Annotated in this window: 20 protein-coding genes; 8 read left to right on the top strand and 12 right to left on the bottom strand. The window is 65.0% G+C overall.

Going from position 1 to position 23165, the window contains the following annotated elements; translation table 11 throughout:
* Nucleotides 1-21: 21 nt before the first annotated feature.
* The 3 genes from J0I79_RS04375 to J0I79_RS04365 all read right to left on the bottom strand — a co-directional run bounded on the left by J0I79_RS04375 (nucleotide 22) and on the right by J0I79_RS04365 (nucleotide 2715).
* A complete protein-coding gene (locus J0I79_RS04375; protein ID WP_292855384.1) occupies nucleotides 22-612 on the bottom strand; it encodes an amino acid synthesis family protein in 591 nt (196 codons plus the stop codon).
* Between the two features lie 104 nt (nucleotides 613-716).
* Complete coding sequence (locus J0I79_RS04370; RefSeq protein WP_292855383.1) at nucleotides 717-1856, bottom strand: NAD(P)/FAD-dependent oxidoreductase; 1140 nt, start codon at nucleotides 1854-1856, stop codon at nucleotides 717-719.
* 40 nt (nucleotides 1857-1896) lie between these two features.
* The gene (locus J0I79_RS04365) at nucleotides 1897-2715 is read right to left on the bottom strand and encodes an alpha/beta hydrolase (RefSeq protein ID WP_292855462.1); all 819 of its coding nucleotides are present in this window, start codon (nucleotides 2713-2715) and stop codon (nucleotides 1897-1899) included.
* Between the two features lie 231 nt (nucleotides 2716-2946).
* Between J0I79_RS04365 and J0I79_RS04360 the strand changes: the two genes are divergently transcribed.
* The 5 genes from J0I79_RS04360 (at nucleotide 2947) to J0I79_RS04340 (ending at nucleotide 8234) form a co-directional block, all read left to right on the top strand.
* The gene (locus tag J0I79_RS04360; RefSeq protein ID WP_292855382.1) at nucleotides 2947-3618 is read left to right on the top strand and encodes a GntR family transcriptional regulator; all 672 of its coding nucleotides are present in this window, start codon (nucleotides 2947-2949) and stop codon (nucleotides 3616-3618) included.
* A 145-nt stretch (nucleotides 3619-3763) separates the two neighbouring features.
* Complete coding sequence (locus J0I79_RS04355; RefSeq protein ID WP_292855381.1) at nucleotides 3764-5317, top strand: GMC family oxidoreductase; 1554 nt, start codon at nucleotides 3764-3766, stop codon at nucleotides 5315-5317.
* 88 nt (nucleotides 5318-5405) lie between these two features.
* Nucleotides 5406-6869, top strand: coding sequence for a phosphatidylserine/phosphatidylglycerophosphate/cardiolipin synthase family protein (locus J0I79_RS04350; protein ID WP_292855380.1), 1464 nt, complete (start codon nucleotides 5406-5408; stop codon nucleotides 6867-6869).
* 133 nt (nucleotides 6870-7002) lie between these two features.
* The gene (locus tag J0I79_RS04345) at nucleotides 7003-7851 is read left to right on the top strand and encodes an endonuclease/exonuclease/phosphatase family protein (RefSeq protein ID WP_292855379.1); all 849 of its coding nucleotides are present in this window, start codon (nucleotides 7003-7005) and stop codon (nucleotides 7849-7851) included.
* 62 nt (nucleotides 7852-7913) lie between these two features.
* Nucleotides 7914-8234: a hypothetical protein gene (locus J0I79_RS04340; RefSeq protein WP_292855378.1), complete on the top strand. Its 321-nt coding sequence runs from the start codon at nucleotides 7914-7916 to the stop codon at nucleotides 8232-8234.
* Nucleotides 8235-8286: 52 nt separating this feature from the next.
* Here the strand turns inward: J0I79_RS04340 and J0I79_RS04335 are convergent, their stop codons facing one another.
* From J0I79_RS04335 to J0I79_RS04295, 9 genes are all read right to left on the bottom strand, one after another.
* The gene (locus J0I79_RS04335) at nucleotides 8287-9681 is read right to left on the bottom strand and encodes a glutamine synthetase family protein (RefSeq protein WP_292855377.1); all 1395 of its coding nucleotides are present in this window, start codon (nucleotides 9679-9681) and stop codon (nucleotides 8287-8289) included.
* Between the two features lie 32 nt (nucleotides 9682-9713).
* Nucleotides 9714-10811 (bottom strand): branched-chain amino acid ABC transporter permease, encoded by a 1098-nt coding sequence (locus J0I79_RS04330; protein ID WP_292855376.1) that lies wholly within the window; start codon nucleotides 10809-10811, stop codon nucleotides 9714-9716.
* Nucleotide 10812: 1 nt separating this feature from the next.
* Nucleotides 10813-11712, bottom strand: a complete 900-nt coding sequence (locus J0I79_RS04325) for a branched-chain amino acid ABC transporter permease (RefSeq protein WP_292855375.1) — start codon at nucleotides 11710-11712, stop codon at nucleotides 10813-10815.
* 8 nt (nucleotides 11713-11720) lie between these two features.
* On the bottom strand, nucleotides 11721-12425 hold the full coding sequence (locus J0I79_RS04320) for an ABC transporter ATP-binding protein (protein WP_292855374.1): 705 nt from the start codon (nucleotides 12423-12425) through the stop codon (nucleotides 11721-11723).
* A 46-nt stretch (nucleotides 12426-12471) separates the two neighbouring features.
* Nucleotides 12472-13626, bottom strand: coding sequence for an ABC transporter substrate-binding protein (locus J0I79_RS04315; protein ID WP_292855373.1), 1155 nt, complete (start codon nucleotides 13624-13626; stop codon nucleotides 12472-12474).
* Between the two features lie 42 nt (nucleotides 13627-13668).
* The gene (locus J0I79_RS04310; RefSeq protein ID WP_292855372.1) at nucleotides 13669-14394 is read right to left on the bottom strand and encodes an ABC transporter ATP-binding protein; all 726 of its coding nucleotides are present in this window, start codon (nucleotides 14392-14394) and stop codon (nucleotides 13669-13671) included.
* A gap of 132 nt (nucleotides 14395-14526) precedes the next feature.
* On the bottom strand, nucleotides 14527-15111 hold the full coding sequence (locus J0I79_RS04305; protein ID WP_292855371.1) for an XRE family transcriptional regulator: 585 nt from the start codon (nucleotides 15109-15111) through the stop codon (nucleotides 14527-14529).
* A 71-nt stretch (nucleotides 15112-15182) separates the two neighbouring features.
* A complete protein-coding gene (locus tag J0I79_RS04300) occupies nucleotides 15183-15986 on the bottom strand; it encodes an N-formylglutamate amidohydrolase (RefSeq protein WP_292855370.1) in 804 nt (267 codons plus the stop codon).
* Nucleotides 15987-16002: 16 nt separating this feature from the next.
* Nucleotides 16003-17412 carry an aldehyde dehydrogenase family protein gene (locus tag J0I79_RS04295; RefSeq protein WP_292855369.1) on the bottom strand — a complete coding sequence of 470 codons (1410 nt, stop codon included), beginning with the start codon at nucleotides 17410-17412 and terminating at the stop codon, nucleotides 16003-16005.
* 154 nt (nucleotides 17413-17566) lie between these two features.
* On the opposite strand from J0I79_RS04295, the gene J0I79_RS04290 reads away from it, so the two are divergent.
* The 3 genes from J0I79_RS04290 (at nucleotide 17567) to J0I79_RS04280 (ending at nucleotide 23062) form a co-directional block, all read left to right on the top strand.
* Nucleotides 17567-18325 carry an SDR family oxidoreductase gene (locus J0I79_RS04290; protein ID WP_292855368.1) on the top strand — a complete coding sequence of 253 codons (759 nt, stop codon included), beginning with the start codon at nucleotides 17567-17569 and terminating at the stop codon, nucleotides 18323-18325.
* A 142-nt stretch (nucleotides 18326-18467) separates the two neighbouring features.
* Nucleotides 18468-19913, top strand: coding sequence for an efflux RND transporter periplasmic adaptor subunit (locus tag J0I79_RS04285; protein ID WP_292855367.1), 1446 nt, complete (start codon nucleotides 18468-18470; stop codon nucleotides 19911-19913).
* Entirely contained in the window at nucleotides 19910-23062 is a 3153-nt protein-coding gene (locus tag J0I79_RS04280; protein WP_292855366.1) for an MdtB/MuxB family multidrug efflux RND transporter permease subunit, read from the top strand. Before J0I79_RS04285 ends, J0I79_RS04280 begins: the two co-directional genes overlap by 4 nt.
* Nucleotides 23063-23165: the final 103 nt, after the last annotated feature.

The following is a 23165-nucleotide window of genomic DNA, read 5'->3' as shown; positions in this document are numbered from 1 at the left end:
CCTTGAGCGATTTCGGTGAAACTAGACGCCAGCCTTCAGGTCGGCGACGGTTTTGCCGCCGACGCGCTGATGCACGCGCGGGCCCGATGCGACGGCGATGCAGATCAGCAGTTCGTCCGGACGCGGCGCATCCGGCACGGAGAAGGTGACGGCATCGTAGTGGGAACGGATATAGAGCTCGTCCTTGTGGGCGAGCGGAATGTCGATAGTGGTGCCGGCCACCGCGACCTTGCTGACCGACGAGATCCAGGCCTTGCCGCCGCCCACCTGCTCGCGCAGCGGATCGCCGAATACAGTCGTGATGCAGGCGACGACATGTTCCTGTTCGCCCGACGTGCCCGCGATGCCGCCCTTGCCATAGCTCTCGACCGGCCTGTTGCCGAGCAGCGCCACGGCGCGCTCACCAAGCGCATGGCCGATAGCCGCGCTCGGACCGGTCAGATCGGACAATTCGGCGACGAACTTGCCGGCGTACGGGTTGCGGATGACGACGCCTGTCGCGATCTTGACCAGCGCCTGTCCAGGAGCGCCGCCATCATGGCGGCTCTCCTGGACCGACGCGTACCACCCCCGGACATCGTAATCCCGTTCGACTGCACTGGAATAATTCATCTCTATCTCCTGAAGGGAGCGCGCATCTCATGCGCGCGCCGATTAAATCGTTGGCCGGCCTGTCCGCGCTCTATTGCGGCCCAAACTCTATTGCGGCCCAAACACTACTGCGGCCATGAAAAGACACGGCGCAGCGGGTCGTAGCGCGCGGCTTCCAGCGCGGCCGGTGTGAACATGTTCCCCTTGGACAGCGAACGGTTCGCCGCATAGTCGCCGGACAGGGCCTGGCAGCGATCGGTGATTGGGCGGATACGCTGTTCCCAAGCGACGAGCGCGTCCTCGACCGATGAGCCTGCTTCCAGATCCTGCGACAGGCTGAAGGCGTTGACCATGGCGCAGCCGGCGCCCTGGGCGAGAGCCGGGCACATCGCATGCGCGGCGTCTCCCACAAGGGCCACCTTGCCTCTCGTCCAGCTGTCCAGCTTGGTCGTTTCGTACTTGTCGTACCGGGCGGTCTGCAGCTTCGCCGCCTCGATCAGGCAGGGCTCCAGGAACGGGAACATCTCGACCCAGACTTCGAGATCGATCGGCACGCGCGATCCGCGGGGATCGGCGGCCGGCGCCATCAGGCCCAGATAGAGCTCGTTCTCGTTGCAGGGCGAGTAGAGAATGCGCTGCACACGCGGCCAGAAATTCCACATGTCGATGGTGTTGTCCCATTCGCCATGGCCGAGTTCTTTCTTCATGCGCGGCACGATCAGCCGGATGAGGCCGTCCTTGGAAATCCACCGGTCCTGCTTGAAGCCGATGGAATCGCGGACCTTGGAACCGACGCCGTCGGCGCCGACAATGAGGTCGGCTTCGAGAACCTCGCCGGTCTGCAGGGTCAGGCGGCCTTCCGGATCGGCGGCGACCGCTTCGGAGTTGGCTCTGATATCGACACCCACGGCGCGAGCCCGGTTGACCAGCGCATTGTGCAGATGGCTGCGGGTCATGATGCGCCAGGGAAGGCCGTTGAACGTCTCCTTGGACACCGACTTGTTGTGCATCCAGGTTTCGTAGGTCGGCGGCGTATGCGAACCCTGCAGGACCTCGTCCAGCGCGCCCACTCCCTCAAGCACGCGAAGCCCGTTGTGCCAGAGATAGATGCCCGCGCCGAAAGCCCTGAGTTCGGCGCTCTTTTCGTGCAGCCTGACGTCCCAGCCGTTCTGCCTGAGAGCAATGGCGGCTGTCAGGCCGGCAAAGCCGCCGCCGGCAACCTCGGCACAACGCGTTTTACCCGAACTCGTGTTTACATTGGCCATTTTCTGATCCTGCTGCGTACCAAGGGACGGCGATTTGCCGTCAGGCATCGATGAAATTGGTGATGGCTCTCAGAGTGATCTCGGGAGACACCTCGTTGACATAGTGGTCGGCGCCCGGAACGACGACGACGGGCAGATCGGGGCGCAACCGGCTGGTCTTTTCCAGCGCCGCCGCTGAAACCAGCTTGCTCGCCTCGCCGCGAACGATGAGCACAGGCTTCGTCACGTCCCGGTAGGCGGGAACTAGGTCGGCCCGCAGCCCTTTGGCGGTCTGCGCCATCGCCGTTGGCGAAGCCAGGGGACGCAGGCCGCCATCGACCGCCTGATAGCCGCTTTCGGCCCTGATCCTGATGGCAGCGGCGGGTATGTTCACATAGCGGCCGGCAAGGTAAGCCTCGACGGCCCCGAGATTGTCGAAAAGTTGGCTACCCGCATTCACCCGGGCTTCCAGCGCGTCCAGCGCTTCAACCTCGATATAAGGCGTGAAGTCGATCGCGACGACCGAGCGCACCAGGTTCGGATACTTCGCCGCCGCCGTCACGGAATTCCTGGCGCCGAGCGAATGCCCGACGAGAATGGCCGGGCCGCGATCGAGCGTGCGGATCAGGGCCGCGATGTCCTCGGCATAGTCGTTAGCCTCGTAACCAGTCTCCGGCTTGTCGCTGAGGCCATGCCCCCTCTGGTCTACCGCTATGGTGGTGAACCGGTCCGACAGCCGCGCCATCAGGGGCGTGAAAACAGCGGAGTTGGAGGTAATGCCGTGGAAAAACAGCATCAGCGGGCCGGCGCCTCTCTCGCGGACATTCAGCGAGATGCGGCCCGTATCGACGCGTCGCGAACCCGGCTGGCCGGAAGGCATGTCTGTCGCCACGTGTCTGTTCCTCACCACTGCTACCCGTCTGACCCAAGAGGATCATAGAACGATGGGGCACGTCAACAGGATTGTCTGACATTCTTTCAATCTTGAGAATTGACAATCTGACTATTCCTGCTGTCCAATGGCTGCGGTGTCGCATATGATGCGTGAGATCGTGACCCCAATGCCCGTTACTCTAGCGCCCATCACCCCAACGCCCATGAGACGTAACCGATGCCGCCAGATCTGAATTTGCGGATTTCGCCACGAACGGTGCAGCAGGAGACTGTCGACAAGCTGCGGCTCGCCATCCTGTCCGGGCTGTTCCAGCCGGGCAGCCGGTTGATCGAAAGCCAGCTCTGCGCGCAGTTGGGCATCAGCAGGCCCTCGCTCAGGGAAGCCCTGCGCAGTCTCGAGGCCGAGCGCCTGATCGAGATCGTGCCCAATCGCGGACCGTCGATACCGGCGCTCTCCTGGGAAGTGGCGACCGCCATCTACGAGGTTCGGGAACTGCTGGAAGTCGAGGCGGCAGGCCGCTGCGCTTCGAGAATTACCCCCGCGCAGCTGCGTGAACTCGAGAGATCGCTTTCCGCTTTCGAGGAGGCGGCGTCCAGCAATGACAGCATTGCGCAGGTGATGACCGCAGCCGACTTCTATTCGATCATTCTTGCCAATTGCGGCAATCCGATCCTGGAGGAAGTCCATCGCGGCCTGGTGGCCAGGATCAGCTTCTTCCGGGGACGGTCGATGTCATTGGAAGGCAGGGCGCAAAGCAGCCTGGCGGAGATGAGGGAGATATTCGAATCCATCGCTGCCGGCGACGAGAAGGCCGCCCGAAAGGCTTCCAAACAGCACGTCCTGCGGGCGAAGGCGGCAGCGAAAATATCCATGGACAGCGACGTCTGAGTTTTTCGAAGGGCGGCGCCGGAAACTCGACGTCTTCCGAGATTGCGGATCGCGTATCCGCCAAACGCAGCGTTGCGCGGGCTTTCACCATGCCCGCGCCAGACATGCCGGCCACCCGGACAAGCAAGCGCCAGATGGAGTGATGATGAGCAGTGCCAATTCCGAGCGCAAACAACACGCCGATCTCGTCATCGTCGGCGGCGGCTCGGCCGGTGCGTTGCTAGCTGCCAGACTGAGTGAGGATTCCGCCCGCCGCGTCCTGTTGATCGAGGCAGGCGAAGAGGCGTCGGACCCCGACATCTGGAACCCGGCCGCCTGGCCAGCGCTTCAGGGGCGCAGCTACGACTGGGACTATCGCACCGAGCCGCAAGCCGGCACCGCGGGCCGCGTGCATCACTGGGCGCGCGGGCGGGTGGTGGGCGGCTCCAGTTGCCTGCACGCCATGGGCTACATGCGCGGTCATCCCCTGGACTTCCAGGCCTGGGCCGAAGCGACCGGCGACAACAGATGGAGCTGGGACGGACTGCTGCCCGCTTTCCAGGCCAACGAGGATCATCCGCTCGGCGGCAATGGTCTCTACGGCAAGGGCGGGCCGATGCCGGTCCATCTGCCGACGGACGAAGTCAGCCCGGTCGCGCGCGCCTTCATCGAAGCCGGTGCATCCCTCGGCCTGCCGCGCCTTGAGGGCCACAACAGCGGACAGATGATCGGCGTCACCCCGAATTCCCTCAACATTCGCGACGGTCGCCGGGTGACGGTCGCGGATGCCTGGCTCACGCCCACGGTCCGCAGCCGGGCCAACCTGACGATCCTCAGGGGATCCAGGGTCCGCCGGCTCGAACTCGACGGCAACAAGGTCCGGACACTGGAGGTGGTTGGACCGGACGGTCCCGCCGAAATCGTCGCGGACCGCATCGTGCTTTGCGCCGGGTCGCTGGAAAGCCCGGCCTTGTTGATGCGTTCAGGAATCGGCCCGCGAGACACGCTCCGTGACGCGAACGTGGATTGCCTGATCGACATGCCCGATATCGGACGCAACCTTCAGGACCATCTGCTTGGTGCCGGCAACCTTTACGCCGCGCGCCAGCCGGTTCCGCCATCGCGCCTTCAGCACTCGGAATCGATGGCGTATATGCGAGCCGGCGACTTCACGGCCGGCGGCCAGCCGGAGATCGTCGTCGGCTGCGGCATCGCTCCGATCGTCTCGGAGTGTTTTGAGGCGCCCGCCGCCGGCACGGCCTACTCGCTGCTTTTCGGGATCACCCATCCGACGAGCCGTGGCAGCGTGCGCATCAGCGGACCGGAACTGGGCGATCGCCTGATCATCGATCCCGCCTATCTGCAGACCGGCCGTGACCGGGCGCTGTTTCGCCAGGCCCTGGCGGCGGCGAGAGAGATCGGCCATCACGACGAACTCGGCGAATGGCGCGATCATGAACTTTTGCCGGCGGGCCTGGACAAGAGCAGCATCGACGATTTCATAGCGAAGGCCGTCATCACCCACCATCATCCCTGCGGCACCTGCAGGATGGGCAAGGACGCGGATGCCCCCGTCGATGCCGATCTGCGGCTCAAGGCGCTCGACAATCTCTTCGTCGTCGACGCCTCGATCCTGCCAAGCCTCACGGCAGGACCGATTCACGCCGCTGTTTTGGCAGTCGCGGAAAGCTTCGCTCGGATGACGGACAGCAAAAACTGACGTTTGAATGTCCGCCTGGTGATATCGCTTATGCCAGAAGCAATAGGTTGCATTGCCTTCTGCGAGAGCGCGCTGGATAGTCCCGGCGATGTTCGAAGACCTGGCGACTCACTGGCCTCATATCCTGGCGTTCATCTCGGTGGTGATGGCGGCGGTCGGCATCAGCCATGCCGTCATGACCAAGGAGGATGTGCGCGCCGCCACCGGATGGGTCGGCGTGATGGTGCTGTCGCCGATCCTCGGCGTGCTGATCTATGCCGTCGCCGGCATCAACCGCATCCGCCGCGCCACCATCAGCGCGCAGCGGCCACTGTCCGGCGACGCGGCCTCCGCCAAGCATGAGCGCGACCTCGCCGCCGAAGAAGCGCTGATCATCGAGCGCTACGGTCAGCGTTTCACCGGTTTGCGCACGCTCGGCGACAGGGTGGCGCGGCGCGCGCTCAATCCGGGCAATGCGATCGACGTGCTGGAGACCGGCGACGAGGCCTATGCCGCCATGTGCGCGGCCATCGACGGCGCCGAACGCAGCGTCCTGCTCGAAACCTATATTTTCGACAATGACGCCGTCGGCCTGCTTTTCGTCGAAGCGCTGGCCAATGCCGTTCGGCGCGGCGTCGCCGTTCGCGTGCTGATCGACGCCGTCGGCGCCCGCTACTCCGTCCCCAGCATCCTGGGACATCTGCGCCGCGCCAACATCACCGCGGACGTCTTCAACGGCAACATCGTCATGGGGCTGCGCCTGCCCTATGCCAATCTCAGGACCCACCGCAAGATCCTGATGGTCGACGGCACGTTGGCCTTTACCGGCGGCATGAACATCCGCAAGGGTTTTTCAGCCGAATTCGCCGGTTCCAACAGCGCCCGGGATACGCATTTCCGGGTCACCGGCCCGGTTGTCGCCGATCTGTTCTCGGTCGCCGCGGAGGACTGGCGCTTTGCCACCAACGAGGCGCTGAAGGGCGAGGCCTGGGCAATTGCGCCGCTATCGCCGCAAGCCGGACAGCCGATGATGGTGCGGGCGGTCGCCTCCGGGCCTGATGCCAGCAACGAGACCAATCACAAGCTGCTGATCGGCGCCTTCTCGGTCGCCCGCAAGTCGATCCGGCTCATGTCGCCCTATTTCCTGCCCGACCGGGAGTTGATCAGCGCGCTCATCACCGCCGCCCGGCGCGGCGTCGAGATCGACATCGTGGTGCCGGCGGTGAACAACCTCTTCCTCGTCGACCGCGCCATGACGGCGCAATTCGACCAGGTGCTGAAGCACTATTGCCGCGTCTGGCGCACGGAAGGACCGTTCGATCATTCGAAGCTGCTGTCGATCGACGGCGTGTGGGCCTATGTCGGCTCCTCAAATCTCGACGCCCGCTCGCTGCGTCTGAATTTCGAGATCGACCTCGAGGTTCTCGACGCCGGCTTTGCCGGCGAGATCGAGACGCGCATCGGATCGGCGATGAGTTCCGCCGTGCCCGTGACGCTCGAAGCCCTGCGCGCCCGGCCCTTCCTCATCAGGCTGTTCGACCGGATCCTGTGGCTGGGATCACCCTATCTTTGACAAGGTCACCGTCTTCAACCGCATCTTCACCAAAAGGCGCGTTTGCCAGATAGTTTTATGCCGGTCATGGAACATTGGCGCAAAGACTCTATTTTGAAGGCATGGCGAGAGAATCAGGCATGTCAGGCATACGATGCGGATGAACGGACGCAGCCTGCCGGCGACCATGCTCTTGTCCATTCGCGACCGGCGGATGCGCAAGGCAAACGCCGCCGCGCACAAGGCGACCGGCACCACCGGCACGCTGGTCGCCTCCTACAACGTCCACAAATGCATCGGTGTCGACAGGAAGTTCGACCCCGAACGGACCAGCCGCGTCATCCGCGAGATCGATCCGGACGTCATTGCGCTGCAGGAAGCCGACAACCGCTTCGGCGAGCGCGACGGGCTTCTCGACCTGCCCCGGCTCGAGCGTGAAACCGGCCTCGTGCCGGTGCCGATCTTCGCCACCGGCAAAGGCCATGGCTGGCATGGCAATGTCCTGCTGTTCAAGAAAGGCGTTGTCCGCGACGTTCACCAGATCAGGCTTCCCGGCCTTGAGCCGCGCGGCGCGGTGGTGGCGGAGATCGACCTCGAGGGAAGCCAGACGCTGCGCATCATCGCCGCCCATCTCGGCCTGCTGCGCCGCTCGCGCTCCCAGCAGGCCCGTGTGGTGCTCGACCTCATGAGCAGCCCCGACGAGAAGCCGACGCTGCTGCTCGGCGACCTCAATGAATGGCGGCTCGGCAATCGTTCCGCCCTCAACACACTGCACGCGACGTTTGGTCCGCAGCCGCCAGCGGTTCCCACCTTCCCGTCCAACCTGCCCCTGCTGGCGCTCGACCGGATCATGGCTAACCGGCATGGCATGATTGCCACCGTCGAAGCCCATGACACGCCGCTTTCGCGCGTTGCATCCGACCATCTGCCCCTGACAGCTTTCGTGCGGCTGGAGCGCACGAGCGATAACAGCTTGATATCCGCAGTGTCGCAAAGCGTGTAAATCCGAGCGGAACAGCCAGTTCTTCCGCGAGTTATTGGTCTTGAAACTCGCAGGAGGATGAAATGAAAAAGTTGATTCTGGCTTCCATGCTGGCTTTTGCCGCAACAGCGGCAGTCATTGCCCCTACGCAAGCTGCCAGTGTCGTCATCCAATCCGATGACGGCAACAGATATTCAACCGATGAGGATTCCGGCATTGTCATCCGCCGGCATCATGACCGCCGCTATGACAACCAGTACGGCGGCGAGAACGGCATGCAGTATGGTGATTACAAGGGAGACGGCTATCGCCGGCACCACTGGCGTCACCGCTGCCACATGGAGACCGTGGTGCATTGGCGCCACCACCATAAGGTGATCGAGGACGTTCGCGTCTGCGGTTGATTTCGATTGAGACAGCGGGCCGGCGGGAAGCCGGTCCGCTTCTTTTCCGTGATCAACTGACGAAATAGCGCTGCCATTCGAAATCGGTGATGTGCGAAGCCTGCCAGGCGTCGAACGCCGCCTGTTCGGCCCGCCGGCTTTCGGCATAATTGTCGCGGAACGCCTCGCCGAACGCTTCAGCGCAGAAATCGGAGGCAGCAAAAGCCTCGATCGAGGCGTTGAGCGTGCGCGGCAGTTTCGGTTTGTCCAGATCGGCAAGGTTTGAGGTGACCGGCGCCTCCAGCGGCAAATCCTTCTCGATGCCCTCGCAGCCCGCAGCGAGGATCGCGGCGATCGAGAGATAAGGATTGATGTCGGCGCCCGGCGCGCGGTGCTCCAGCCGGCAGGCGCCGTCATTGGGCGTCGTAATGGCACGGATCGGCGCGGTGCGGTTCTCGAACCCCCAGGCGACATCTTCCGGCGACCACGCCCCACGGTCGAAACGACGATAGGAATTCACTGTCGGACGGAACAGGAGATGCGTTTCCTGCATCCGCTTGAGCACGCCGGCCAGGAATTTCTCGGCCACCGGCGTCAGTCGGTTCGGGCCGGCTGCGAAGGACGGCTTGCCGTCCTGCCACAGGCTGACATGATGGTGCGCCCCGCAGGCGCTCTCCTTGCCCGGCGGCTGGAAGCGCGTCATGAAGGTGGCCACCAGCCCGCGCTCGGCGCAGAGTTCGCGCAGATGCAGTTTTGCGCGCATGGCATCATCGGCCGCCTGCAGCGCCGGCTTCGGCGTCAGCGCGTATTCATACATGCCATAGCCGTATTCGGTGACCAATGAGGCGACGCCGATGCCGATGCTCTTCATGCGGGTGATGAACTCTGCGGCGAAATCCTGGTACTCGCCGCTGCGCACCAGATCGTAGTTGATCAGCGAATGGCCCCAGGGCTTCAGTTCGCGGTAGCGTCCGGCGCGCATCAGGTCGTGATCGGCGTGGAAGATGCCGAACTCATATTCGAGCGCGACCATCGGCTCGTAGCCGAGCGCCCTGGCGCGTTGCTCTACACGGGCCAGCACGCCGCGCGGATCGAAGGGACAGACCGCGCCGTCAAGCATGTAGGAGGACGTGATGCCGGAGGCGAATTTCGGCTTCCAGCCATGCTGGACGACCGTCGCGGGATCGATGATGCCCTTGATGTTGGGGAAGCCGTTCTCCTCATTGGCGCTCGGCGAGGCGAAGGCGACATCACCCAGCGGCTGGCCGTCGCCATGGGTGACGCAATAGAGAATGGCATTGATGGATTCGCCATAGGTCGAGAGCTTCAGCGGCGCGATCTTGGAGCGGAACGCGCCCGACGTGTCGACCGTATGCACCTCGACGAACTCGACGCCGTTTGCCGCGAGTTTCTTCTGCAACGCCTCGAGCTGGGGCGCGTAAGCCGCGGCCTTGTCCTCAAATTCCACTTTCAGTCCTCCACCAAGAATACCGGACGCCGCTATTTCGCGTTGCGCCGGAAAAATCGCGACAAGAGTTCGTCGAGCTCGTGGCGGCCGCTGATGCCGCTTGGCCGGAACGCCATGCACAGCACGATGACGACGCCGAGCGCCACACCGGACAGGCCGAGCAGTTGCGGCAGCTGGATAGCGCCGATGGTCACGCCGGATTCGATGCTGCGGATGAATTCCAGCCCGACCGACAGCACGATCACGCCGGTCACAGCGCCCGTCACCGTCGCCATGCCGCCCAGGATCAGCATCGCCAGCGTGTTGAAGATCATCTGGAAGTAGAACAGCTTCGGGCTGATCGTCCCGGCGAAATAGGCGTAGAGCACGCCGGCAAGGCCGCAGATCAGCGCCGACAGCACCCATGACATCAGCCGCAGGCGCCGGGCGTCGATGCCAAGCGCGGCGGCCGCCTGCGGGCTCTGGGCGCTGGCCCTCAGCTGCAAGCCCCAGCGGCTATCCTTGAACAGCCGTGCCGCCACGATCACCACCACGGAGAACACCAGCATCCAGGGCAGGCCGACCACCTTGGGGATGCCGAAGAAGGCCTGGTTGCCCTTGAACAGGTCGGTCCAGTTGAGAAACACCGAATGGACGATGATCAGCAGGGCGAGGCTGACGATGGTCGCCGCCACGCCCGACAGCCGGCTGATCACCTTGCCGCTGACGGCGGCGACGATGCCGACCACCATCAGCGCGATGAGCGCCGAGGAAACCGGATCGAGCTGCAGCGTCGCGAAGCCGAACGGCGCGTTGGGGATCGACAGTTTCTTCATCGCCAACGGCGTCGACAGGATGGCCACGCCATAGGCGCCGAGGCCGACAAAGGCGCTGTGGCCGAGATTGGCGATGTTGGAATTGCCCATGAACACTTGCAGGCCGACGACGACGATCAGGTTCACGAAGGCGCCGAGCGCCAGATAGGTGTAATAGGTCGGTGCGAAATTCAGGATCGCCAACCCGATCGCCAGCACCGGCAGCGCCGTCACCAGTCCGCCGACCAGCGAGCGCATCATCGCACTGCCTGGCTGCGCGACAGCGGCGGAGGGCGCGGTATTTTCGATTGCTTGCGCCACGTCTGATCTCGCCACGTCAAATCTCCTTGTCGCCGAGTTCGACCCGCTGGCCGAGCAGGCCTTCCGGCCGGTAGACCAGCAGCGCGACGATGATCGCGTAGGTGAGCGCGTCCTTGAAGCCTCCATATTCCTGCGGCAGGGCGACGAGCAGGCCGACCTCGATGAAGCCGAGCAGCATGCCGCCGGCTGCCGCTCCCGCCAGCGAGCCGAAACCGCCGATGACGCAGGCGACGAAAGCCTTCAGCACCAGGCTGAAGCCGAGATCAGGCGAGACGCTGCCGCGCCGCGCGATGATGAACACGGCGGCGATGCCGGCCAGCGCGCCGGAGATGGCGAAAGCCGTGGCGATCACCCGGTTGGCCTTGATGCCCATCAGCCGCACCGTGGCGAAATCGCGCGACGCCGCGCGGATGGCGAGGCCGAGCGTCGAGCGGTTGAGGAACAGCACCAGCGCCAGGATGGTGAGGCCGGAAACGATCAGTTCCATGACCTGCAGCGACGACACCGCGAAAGGACCGACGAACCACATCTGGTTCAGCCCGTTGAGGATCGAGACCGATTGCGGCTTGGGCGAGATCAGCAGCATGAACAGGTTCTGCACCACGATCGAGACGCCGAAGGCTGTCAACAGGCCGGTCGTGGTCGGTGCGTAGCGCACCGGCCGGAACGCCACGCGTTCGAAGGCGACGGCCGCGAGAGCGGCGGCGGCGACGGCGAGCAGCACGGCCACGACAGGCGAGGTCAGCCCGAGCGCAGCGGCCAGGAACACGCTGTAGGCGGAAACGCCGATGATTTCGCCATGCGCGAAATTGACCAGGCCCATGATCGAGAACACGACAGCCAGGCCGAGCGCGACCAGGGAATATTCCGCGCCGAAGGCAAGCGCGTTGAGAAGCTGCTGCAAGGCATAGTCCATGTCGCCGCCTACCCGCCAATATAGAGGTTGAAGAGGCCGTGTTCGTCGGCGAGCTCGGCGGGCGGCCCCTCGTAACGCAGCGTGCCGGCGCTGACGACGTAGACCCGGTCGGCGAAGCGCAGCGCCTGCCTGGCGTTCTGCTCGACCACCAGCAGCGTCAGCCCTTCCCGCTTGAGCTCGCCGATGAAGTCGAAGATCCGTTCCACGATCTTCGGCGCAAGGCCCAGCGACGGTTCGTCGAGCAGAAGCAGCTTCGGACGCGACATCAGCGACCGGGAGATCGCAAGCATCTGCTGCTCGCCGCCCGAAAGCGTGCCCGCCGCTTGCCCGTAGCGTTCCGAGAGCACCGGAAAGAGCGCCAGGAACCGGTCGATATCGCCGCGCACGCCCTTGGGATCGCGCCGTGTCGCCGCGCCCAGCCGCAAATTCTCGCCCACCGTCAGATTGGCGAAGATGTGCCGGCCCTCCGGCGTCGAGGTGAGGCCCGCCCGGATGCGATCCTCGGTCCGGACCCGTGAAATGTCCTGGCCGTCGAGAACGATGCGGCCGGAAGCCGGCGTGACCAGGCCGGTCAGCGCGTTGATGGTCGAGCTCTTGCCAGCGCCGTTGGGACCGAGCAGGGCGACAAGCTCGCCCCGCCCGACCTTCAGGCTGAGGTCGCGCACCGCGCTCACGGCGCCGTAGCGCACGACCAGATTGTCGACGCTCAGCACGACGCGGCCTGCCAGGCTCGATCCATCATCACTTCCCCCGCCTGCCCTAGTTCAGCGCCGGGACGAAGGTCGGCGGCGTGTCGGTGATCAGCACCCGCTTGCCATCGGAGAAACCCATCACCGGCACGGCTTTCACCGGATAGCCCTTCTTCTCGGCGAAGGAGATGGTGGGCGCCGTGGTGCCTGGATAGCCGCCCGGCGCGCGGATCGCCTCACGAAGGGCGGCCGGCTCGACCGTGCCCGACTTCTTCGCCGCCTCGTAGCTGATCTGCACCATGTCGGCGCCGAGCGCGTCGAAGATGCCGTTGATCTTGTAGCCATCGGCCTTGCACTGGGCGAGGAACTTGTCGATCGGGCTGTCGATCCCGGTCGCGCCATGGGTGGCGAACATCACCTTCTCCAGCGACGCCGGATTGCCGACCGTGCCTTCCAGCGACTTGTCATCGAAGGCATCACAGCCGGCGACCCAGCCGTCATAGCCATTGGCGCGCAACTGGCGGATGAAGATGCCGATATCAGGCAGCACGCCGCAAATGTGGATGGCGTCGGGCTTCTGCGGCAGCGCCTTGATGCTGGCGATCTGCGGCGACCAGTCCGTCGTGCCCCAGGAGTAGTTGAACTTGCCGACGACCTTGCCGCCCTGATGCTCGAACACCTCGCCGAACCATTCCGGCAGTTTCTCCGAATAGGAGCCGGCATCGGGCGACACCATCAGCGCCACGGTGCGCGCGCCCTTGCCGTAAAGAGCGTTGGCGGTCGCCGCCGCGTTGATCGGATCGGGCACCGCGCCGGCAATGAAATTATCGAGCCCGGCCTGCTGCATCTCGAGCTGCGTGTTCGGCGCCGAGAACACGGTGGCGCCATAGGGTGCGGCGATCTGCGCGGTGGGGATGAGCGCGTCAGGGAACGGCACGCCCGTAATGATCTGCGCGCCGGCGTCGAGGAACTTCTGGCCGAGCGAAACCGAGAGCTGCGGGTCGGACCTGTTGTCCTCGATCATCAGCTCGACCTTGGGATCGCCTGCCGCGGCCGCCTTGTTCAATTTATCGGCCATGCAGCGCGCGCCCTCGGCCTCGCTATAGGGCGCATAGGTGCCGGTCATCGCCACGGCGAGGCCGATCTTCAGATCGGCGGCGCCGGCATGCGTCACCTGCAAAAGCCCTGCGGCGACGACCGCTGCCCCCAAAATCATCTTCTCCATTCGAACCCCTCCTCCTACTTGTTGTTGGTATTGTGGGCGCCGTCACGCCGGCGCGGACTGCCCGACATAAACCTCGATGACACGCGGATCGCGCCACACCTCCTCGGTCTGTCCCGATGCGATCACCTGGCCCTGGTCCATGACGCAGAGCCGGTCGCACAGCCGGTTGATGAAGCGCAGGTCGTGATCGATCACGATGGTGGCGCAGCCGACATCCCTGCGAATGCCCTCGATCGCGATCGCCAGCGTCTCCGACTCGCCCTCGTTGAGGCCGGCCGCCGGTTCGTCGAGCAGGATCAGCGACGGCCCCAGCGCCAGCGCGCGTGCGATTTCCAGCCGACGCTGGCTGCCGTAGGAAAGCGTGCCTGCGGGAACATCGGCAAAACCGTCCAGCTGATATTGGGCGAGCAATTGGTCGACGCCGATGCGCGCAGCTGCATCCGGGCGCACCGCCCGGCATGTGATATGCGCGACCTCGACGTTCTGGCGAACGGTCAGATCCTTGAACAGGCGAATGGTCTGGAAGGTGCGGCCGACCCCGGCCCGCGCGCAATGTTCGGGACCGCGCCCCGTAATGTCCTGGCCCGCCAGTTTGACACTGCCGGTGTCGGGCCTGAGCACACCGGAAATGGCATTGACCAGCGTCGACTTGCCGGCGCCATTGGGGCCGATCAGGCCGAGGATTTCCCCCGCCTCGCACGACAGCGAGGCATTGCGCAATGCCTGCACGCCGCCAAAGGTCTTGCTGACTGCCTCAACCGACAGCATCGGTCACATCTCCCATCCCGGCCGATGGCTATTTCTCCTGTCGGCCGGTCAAAGGGATGCTAGACCTCCGACTTTTCCATAACAAGCATTTTTTTCCATTTTAGAAAATATTCTTGAGGACCCAAGACGGGGTCAAGCGCCTGCGCCAGGCGGCAGCCCGTCGCGCGGCACCGTGTTCGACATCAGCATGACGACGGGCTGGTCGCCGAGCGCGATGTAGGCGTGCTGCATCTCGCCGTCGAACAGGATGCTGTCGCCGGGCTGCAGCACCGTCGGATCATAGTGGATCGTGTGCAGTTCCAGGCTGCCGCTGAGCACATGGATGAACTCTTCGCCCGAATGGCTGCGCCAGCCGCCGTTCTCTTCGAAGCTTCGTGCCCGCAGCGTGACGCGCCAGAAAATATTGGTCTTGTCGCGGAAATCGCTGCACAGCACCTCGAATTCCATGGCGTTGCCCTGGTGCAGTATGCCGCTGCCGGCGCGCGTGATGGAGCGGCGTGCCTGCATGCCGGGCTTGGGGCTGAACAGGAAGGATGCCACCGGCACATGCAGCACGCCGGCGATCATCAGCGCGACATCGACCGTCAGGCGCGCCTTGCCGTTCTCAAGCTTCGACAGTTGCGAGACCGAAAGGCCGGAGCGTTCGCTGAGGTCGCGCAGCGTGATGTTCTGTTCCTTGCGCGCGTCGCGGATCTTGCTGCCCACATTGCCCTGCATCGTCCACGCCCTTGGCTGTCGTGTTTCCAATTCGACAAGCTCTAGCGGGGTGGCCTTAGGGCGTCCAGCTTTTAGACGGCTATAGCTTGTTTCGGCCATAGCGACATCGCGACGGTGGCAAACGCAGCCTCGAGCGTGGTGCTGACGCGCTCGAATGTTTCCGGATCGGAAAGCAGGTCGTTGCGGACTTCGAGATAGAGGCAGGGCCGGCCCTGCTCCAGCCCGTGCCGGTTCAGCGTGTAGCCGATCGCCTGGCGCCAGTCATAGGGCTCGTTGTCGCCGATCCTGAAGCCCGCCCGCGCGCCCATAGCGCCAAGCGTCTTGAGCACCGAGGTGACGAAGGGGGACTGTTCTCGCCACAATATGCCGATATCGACATCGCGCCTGACGCCACCCATTACCGGCGTGAAGGAATGCACGGAGATCAGCGCCCGTCTGCCGGCGGCCGCCTCGGCGATCGCCTGTTCGAGCGGCGCCCAGCCGACCCGCCTGCGCAATTCCACGTCCACGGCATCTGGCGCCAGATTGCCAGGGACCGGGATGCCGCCAAGGTCCGGACGCATGAAATCCCATTCGGTCGATGGCCTGTTGTAGTCGAGGAACAGCCGCGAATAGTGCGCGACCACCGCCGGCGCCCGCAATGTCCGCGACAGCCGCCGCGTCAGCGCATCGACGCCGATGTCGACGGCGAAATGCGTGCCGAGATAGGGAAGCGCCAATCCAAGGTCCCGCCACGGCTGGGGGATGCGATTGCCGGCATGTTCGGCGATCAGCAGATAGGGGCTTTCCGCCTCCATCCCCAGCAGTTCGACGCTCGCCGCCGCCAGCGCGGCGATGGCCGCATCGTCAAGTCCTGCAAGGCTTGCGGCGTCCATCTGGTTCACCTCGCGGTCAGCCGATGACCGAACGGATATGGTAGGATTTCGCCGCCGTCGCTTCCGCCAGCCCGGCGCGGCCATTGGTGCGGCCGAGGCCGGAATTCTTGATGCCGCCCCAGGGCAGATGCAGGTCCGCATGGTCGCAGCGGTTGAGATAGACGGTGCCGGCCTCGACCTCGTCGAGCAGCGCCACGCCACGCTCGATATCCCGGGTCCAGATCGAGGCGCTCAGGCCGAAATCGCTGTCGTTCATCAAACTGATGGCTTCGTCATCGCCGCCGACCGCCTGCACGCAGGCCACCGGCCCGAACAGTTCGTCGCGCATGATCTGCATGGTGTGATCCACCCCCACCAGCACCTCCGGCGCGACATAGGCGGCGCCGAGGCCCGAGGCCTTCAGCGCGCCATCCCCCGGCATCAGCCGCCGCGCGCCTGCCCGCACCGCGCTCTCCGTGAGACCGCGAATTGTGTCGGCGGCACTTGCCCGCACCACCGGGCCGACCATCGGCTTCTCGTCGAAGGGATGGCCGACGGTCCACTTCGCCGTCTCGGCGACCAGGGCCTCGACGAAGCGGTCATGGATCGCTTTGTCGACATAGATGCGCTCGACCGAGCAGCAGGACTGGCCGGCATTGGAATAGGTGCCTTCGGCGATCTGCGGGATCGTGGCATCGAGATCGGCATCGGCCCTGACATAGGTCGGATCCTTGCCGCCAAGTTCGAGATGCACCTGCGTGAAAGTGCCGGCGGCGGCGGCGTGGACGCGCCTTCCGCCATTGACCGAGCCAATGAAATTCACCGCGTTGAACGCGCCCGACGCGATCAGCTTCTCGGCATCTGCATGGTCGAGATGCAGGCTCTGGAACACACCCTCGGGACCGCCTGCGGCGCGGAAAGCCTCCTCTGCCACCTCCGCGATCAGCGGCGTCTGCGGCGAATGCTTGAAGATCACGACATTGCCGGCGGCGAGCGGCGCGGTGACGAGATAGCCGAGCATGGCGGTGGGGTAATTCCAGGCGCAGATCGACAGGTGCAGGCCGCCGGCGACCGGCCTTGCATAACGGCGAATGTTTTCGTCCGAAGGATAGGGCATGTCGGCCAGCGTTTGCGGCGCCACATCGGCAAGCAGTTCCCCGACCAGCGCCAGGCGCGGCGTCTCGTCGGCCTGCCACAGCGGCCGACCGATCTGCCAGGCCACCATGTCGGCCAGCGGCGTCGCGCGCGCCTTCATCTCCTCGCCGAAAAGCAGCAGGATCGCCAGGCGGTCGGCGAGCGCCATCCGCCGCCAGGACGGCAGGGCCGCCCGTGCCCGGATAAGCGCGGCCTCGATCGCCGCGCCGTCCGCGTAGGAGCGCGTCGCATAGGTCGAGCCGTCGACCGGAGAAGTCACCGAAAACGTCCGCGCGCCGGTGTGCAGGTTCATGATTGCGAAATCCGTCCTTGATGAGAGGTCATTGGCGGCACGATACCGCTATTTTCCATTTTGGCAAATTTTTTCTAATACGGCTTGATGGATTTCTGGTCCGCCCCTATTGTCCGGCGATAACGCATCGGCGGCAGCACATGAGGGGGTTCAGATGATCGCTTACGATTTCACCGGCAGGCACGCGGTCGTCGCCGGCGCCGGCGGCGGCATGGGCGAGGCGATCACGCTGGCGCTGCTCGATGCCGGCGCCTCCGTCACCGCCATCGACGTCAAGGCTCGCCCGTCCTCGCTCGCCGCCTATGACGACAGGCTCACCTTCGCCCAGGGCGATCTCACCGACGCTGCCTTCGTCGAGCAGGTCGTCGGCACTGCCGGCCGCGAGCGCGGCGGCATCGACTATCTCGCCAATGTCGCCGGCGTGCTGTGGTTCGGCCGGGACAGGTCGGCGCTCGACATGGACCTCGGCGTCTGGGACGAGGTCTTCAACATCAATTTGAAATCCTTCGTCCACACCGCACGCTCGGTGGTGCCGCACATGCGCGCCGGCGGGCGTGGCGGCGCCATGGTGCATTTCTCGACCATCCAGTGGTATCGCGGCGACGCCAATCCGCAGGACGCCTATCAGGCATCGAAGGCCGGTGTCTGCGCGCTGTCGAAATCGCTCGCCATGCAGCTTGCCGGCGAGCGCATCCGCTCCAACGCCATCTGCCCGGGCATGGCGCTGACGCCGTTGCAGGCGCGCTGGGACACGGAAGAGAAGCGCTCGGCGGTGGCCAGCTACGCCCCGCTCGGCCGGATCGGCACGCCGCAGGACATGGCCAATGCGGCGCTCTTCCTGCTCTCCGACGCCGCGAGCTACATCACAGGGATCGAGCTTGCCGTCGATGGCGGCCTGCTGATGCGCATGTAGCTTGCGAAGGGCGCTGCCGGCCGCAATCGCAGCAATCACGGGCGCTTGAGCGGTCCGCGAGGGCGCGCCGAACCTGTCCAACTGTTAATTCGACTTCGCCGGGGTTCAGTCATATTGGTTGATGGGGTTGAAAGATGCCGCCATGGACCAGCAATTGGAAATGCCCCTGCAGACGACCGTCGCGCAACGCCGCTCGCGCGGTTGGATTCCGTGGCTGATCTTCATCGCCATCGTCGCCGCCGGCGGCGCCTATCTCTACGAGCGGCCGCAGGCGGTTCCGAAACAACAGGGCAACCGGCGCAACGCGCAGCCCATGTCGATCGGCGCCGCCACCATCGACAAGGGCACGATAGACGTCAGTCTCGGTGCGCTGGGAACCGTAACCTCGCTCTCCACCGTCACGGTCAAGACGCAGGTTACCGGCCCGCTCCTCCAGGTGAATTTCAAGGAAGGCCAGGACGTCAAGAAGGGCGATCTGCTGGCGCAGATCGATCCCCGCCCCTACCAGGCGGCCCTCGCCCAGGCGCAGGGCCAGCTTGCCCGCGACCAGGCCATGCTGAACGATGCCCAGCTCGACCTCGCGCGCGACAAGACGCTGGTCGACCAGGGGGCGGTGACGCACCAGGCCTATGACGCCCAGGTCGCCCTGGTCGGGCAGGACGCGGGTACGATCGAATACGACAAGGCCTTGATCCAGTCCGCCACGGTCAATCTCGACAACTGCCGCATCCTGTCGCCCACGGACGGTCGGGCCGGCCTGCGCCAGGTGGACGAAGGCAACTACGTGACGCCGGGTGACGCCAACGGCATCGTCGTCATCACCCGCATCCAGCCGATCAGTGTGCTGTTCAACGTACCCGAGGACGAACTGCCGGCGATCGCGCAGCGCATGCAGCAGGGCGCCACCTTGCCCGTAACCGCCTTCGACCGCGCCGGAACCAAGAAGCTCGCCGACGGCCAGCTCGAAACCTTCGACAGCCAGATCGACCCGAGCACCGGAACCATCAAGCTGCGGGCCAGCTTCGCCAACGACCAGCGCCTCCTCTATCCCAACCAGTTCGTCAACGTCGAGCTTCTCGTCGACGAGCACAAGGATGTGGCGATCGCGCCGATCGCCGCGATCCAGCGCGGCCTGCCCGGCACATTCGTCTACCTGGTCAATCCCGACAGCACCGTCTCCGTGCGCAAGGTGGCGCTCGGCGTCACCAATGGCGAGCGCGTCGAGATCGCGTCCGGGCTGAACCCCGGCGACCGTGTCGTCGTCGACGGCGCCGACAAGCTGCGCGACGGCGCCACGATCAACCTGCGCCAGGACGGCCAGGCGCCGGCCGCGCAGGCCTCCGCGCCGGCGCAGGGCACAAGCCAGGCGGCAGCGCCCGCCCAGGGCACCAGCCAGGCGGCGCCAGCCCAGGCCGGAAATCAGACCGCGCCACCGGCGCAGGCGCCGGCGCAGACCGACGCACCCTCCGACGGGCAGGGAACTGATGGCGCAACCCACAAGCACCAGGTCCACAAGCACCGGCATCCGGATGCGGCCCAATCCGGACAGCAAGGATCAGGACAGCCGGAGTCCGGGCAGCAGCAATGAGCCCGTCGCGCGCCTTTATCCTGCGGCCGGTGGCGACATCGTTGTTCATGGTCGCCATCATGCTGTCGGGCCTGCTCGCCTACCGCTATCTCCCGGTCTCGGCCCTGCCCGAGGTCGACTATCCGACGATCCAGGTGCAGACCTTCTATCCCGGCGCCAGCCCCGACGTGATGACCTCCTCTGTCACCGCGCCGCTGGAGGTCCAGCTCGGCCAGATCGCCAACCTCAACCAGATGAACTCGGTGAGCTCGGCCGGATCCTCCGTCATCACGCTGCAGTTCAGCCTGGCGATCTCGCTCGATGTCGCCGAGCAGGAAGTGCAGGCCGCCATCAACGCCGCCGGCAATCTCTTGCCCGCCGACCTGCCGGCGCCGCCGATCTACGCCAAGGTCAATCCGGCCGACGCGCCGGTGCTGACGCTCGGCCTGACCTCCGCCACCATGCCGCTGCGCGACGTGCAGCAGCTTGCCGACACGCGGCTGGCGCAGAAGATATCGCAATTGCCGGGCGTCGGCCTCGTCAGTCTCTCGGGCGGCCAGCGCCCAGCCGTGCGTGTCCAGGCCGATCCGCGCAAGCTCGCCGCCTACGGCCTCAACCTCGACGACCTGCGCACCACGCTGGGCAGCGCCAATGTCAACACGCCGAAAGGCAATTTCGACGGCCCCTCGCGCGCCTACACCATCAACGCCAACGACCAGCTGAAGAGCGCCGACGAATACCGCTCGCTGATCATCGCCTACAGGAACGGCGCCCCGGTGCGGCTGACGGACGTGGCCGATGTGATCGATGCGACGGAAAACAACCGGCTCGCCGCCTGGATGAACGAGACCCCGGCGATCATCCTCAACATCCAGCGCCAGCCCGGCGCCAATGTCATCGAGGTGGTCGATCGCATCAAGGCGCTGCTGCCGCAGCTCCAGGCCTCGCTGCCGAGCGCCGTCGACGTCAAGGTGCTGACCGACCGCACCACCACCATCCGCGCCTCGGTGCGCGACGTGGAATACGAGCTGACGCTCGCCATCATCCTGGTGGTTCTGGTCATTTTCGTCTTCCTGCGCAGCGCGCACGCCACGCTCATCCCGAGCCTCTCGGTTCCCCTGTCGCTGGTCGGCACGCTGGGCGTAATGTATCTGTTCGGCTTCAGTCTCGACAATCTGTCGCTGATGGCGCTGACCATAGCCACCGGCTTCGTTGTCGACGACGCCATCGTCGTCATCGAGAACGTCGCCCGCTATGTCGAGGAAGGCGACACACCGTTGCAGGCGGCGCTGAAGGGGTCGCAGCAGATCGGCTTCACCATCATCTCGCTGACCGTCTCGCTGATTGCCGTGCTGATCCCGCTTCTGTTCATGGGCGATGTCGTCGGCCGGCTGTTCCGCGAGTTTTCGATCACGCTCGCCACCACCATCCTGATCTCGGCTGTGGTGTCGCTGACCCTGGTGCCAATGGCCTGCGCCAAGCTGCTCAAGCCATTGGAAGCGGTGCACGAGAACGCCCTGCAGCGCGCCAGCCACGACTTCTTCGATTGGGTGATCCGCGGCTACGGCCGGGCGCTGACCTGGGTGCTCGACCGCCAGACGCTGATGCTGGTCGTCGCCGCGGCCACCCTTGTGCTCACAGCTTTCCTCTACGTGGTCATCCCCAAGGGCTTTTTCCCGGTCCAGGACACCGGCGTCATCCAGGCCATCACGGAAGCGCCGCAGTCGATCTCCTTTGCCGCCATGGCCGACCGCCAGCAGCAACTGGCCGCCATCATCCTGAAAGACCCCGACGTCGACAGCCTGTCGTCCTTCATCGGCGTCGACGGCACCAACACCACGCTCAATGTCGGCCGCATCCTGATCAACCTCAAGCCGCACGAGCAGCGCACCGCCGACATCACCGACGTCATCGCGCGGCTGAAGGAGGAGGCCGGCGCGGTGGCCGGCGTCACCCTCTACATGCAACCGGTACAGGACCTCACCATCGACGGCCAGGTCAGCCGCACCCAGTATCAATTCGTGCTCCAGGACGCCAATGCGGACGAGCTCAACGAGTGGACGCCGAAGCTGCTCGCCAGGCTGAACACGTTGCCGCAACTCGCCGATGTCGCTAGCGACCTGTCGAACAGCGGCCTTGCCGTCTTCGTCGACATCGACCGCGATCAGGCCGCCCGCTTCGGCATCACGCCGGCGACCGTCGACAACGCGCTTTACGACGCGTTCGGCCAGCGCATGGTCTCGACCATCTACACCACATCCAGCCAGTATCGCGTCATCCTCGAAGCCGCTCCCTCTGAACAGGATTCGCTGAAGGCGCTTTCCTCCGTCTACCTGCCGTCGTCGACGGGCGGCGCACCGATCCCCTTGTCGGTGGTGGCGAGCACCCACGTCACCACCACGCCGCTGCAGATCACCCATATGGGGCAGTTTCCGGCCGCCACCGTCTCGTTCAACCTCGCCCCCGGCGCATCGCTCGGCGAAGCCGTGACGGCGATCGAGCAGGCGCAGGCCGACATCGGCATGCCGCTCAGCATCATCACCAGCTTCCAGGGCGCGGCGCGCGCCTTCCAGGCCTCGCTCGACAACACGCTGTTCCTGATCCTGGCCGCCGTGGTGACGGTCTACATCGTGCTCGGCGTGCTCTATGAGAGCTTCATCCACCCGATCACCATCCTGTCGACCCTGCCCTCGGCCGGCATCGGCGCGCTGCTGGCGCTGATGATCGCCGGCCAGGATCTGACCATCATCTCGATCATCGGCATCATCCTGCTGATCGGCGTCGTCAAGAAGAACGCCATCATGATGATCGACTTCGCGCTGGACGCGCAACGCAACGAGGGCAAGACGCCGCGCGAGGCGATCTACCAGGCCTGCCTGCTGCGCTTCCGCCCGATCCTGATGACCACGCTGGCTGCCATGCTGGGAGCGTTGCCGCTGATGCTCGGCACCGGCGTCGGCTCGGAATTGCGCCATCCCCTGGGCGTCACCATCGTCGGCGGCCTGCTGCTCAGCCAGTTGCTGACGCTGTTCACGACGCCGGTGATCTATCTCTGGTTCGACCGGCTTTCGAACCGGCTGCGCGGCGTCCAGCCGGATCTTCCCCGCGCCTCCAAAACTGTCCGTCCCCCCAAATCTCCCCGCCCCCATGGTGCGGACGCCAGGCCATGAACCTCTCGGTTCCCTTCATCCGGCGGCCGGTGGCGACGACCCTGCTGACGTTCGGCCTGCTCGCCGCCGGGCTGGTGGCCTATCCGCAATTGCCGGTCGCGCC

Source organism: Mesorhizobium sp., assembly GCF_017306585.1.
GTDB lineage: Bacteria > Pseudomonadota > Alphaproteobacteria > Rhizobiales > Rhizobiaceae > Mesorhizobium.
Note: the sequence above shows the minus strand (reverse complement) of the source record. Positions and strands in the feature narration are given on the sequence as shown.